We start from the raw sequence: 560 nt of genomic DNA on the forward strand, positions 1-560 counted from the left end.
CGTTCCTGGGGATTGTTGGACCAGATCTGACGCCAGATCTGTTTGGGGAACGCGGTGAACGACAGCAGGTCCGCGCGGGCGGCATCGAGGTGAGCGGCCACTTTCGGCAGTTTCTCGGTCAGTGCGTCGAGCATCCGATCATATTGGGCAGCAACCGATTCGGTGTCTGCTTGGTCGAACACCGAGTGCAGCAGAGTGCGGACCCACGGCCATGATGATTTCGGGGTGATCGACATCAAGTTGACCGTGTAATGGGTTCGGCACCGCTGCCAGGCAGCTCCGGGCAATGTGGCTCCGATCGCGGCGACCAGCCCGGCGTGGGCGTCGGAGGTGACCAGGCTGACTCCGGACAGGCCGCGGGCGACCAGGTCGCGGAAGAACGCGAGCCAGCCCGCGCCGTCCTCGCCGCTGGTGACCTGGATGCCCAGGATTTCACGGTAGCCATCGGCGTTGACACCGGTGGCGACCAGAGCGTGCACGTTGACCACGCGCCCGTTCTCGCGGACTTTCAACACCAGAGCGTCGGCAGCCACGAACGTGTACGGGCCTTGATCGGATTT

General features: G+C 64.1%; 1 protein-coding gene. It reads right to left on the minus strand.

Annotated elements, in window-relative coordinates; genetic code table 11:
- Positions 1-560 (minus strand): transposase (locus tag A5789_RS18775; protein WP_197516657.1); only part of this gene is annotated, 560 nt, incomplete at both ends.

The sequence above is a fragment of the Nocardia sp. 852002-51101_SCH5132738 genome (genome assembly GCF_001665695.1).
Lineage (GTDB): Bacteria > Actinomycetota > Actinomycetes > Mycobacteriales > Mycobacteriaceae > Nocardia > Nocardia nova.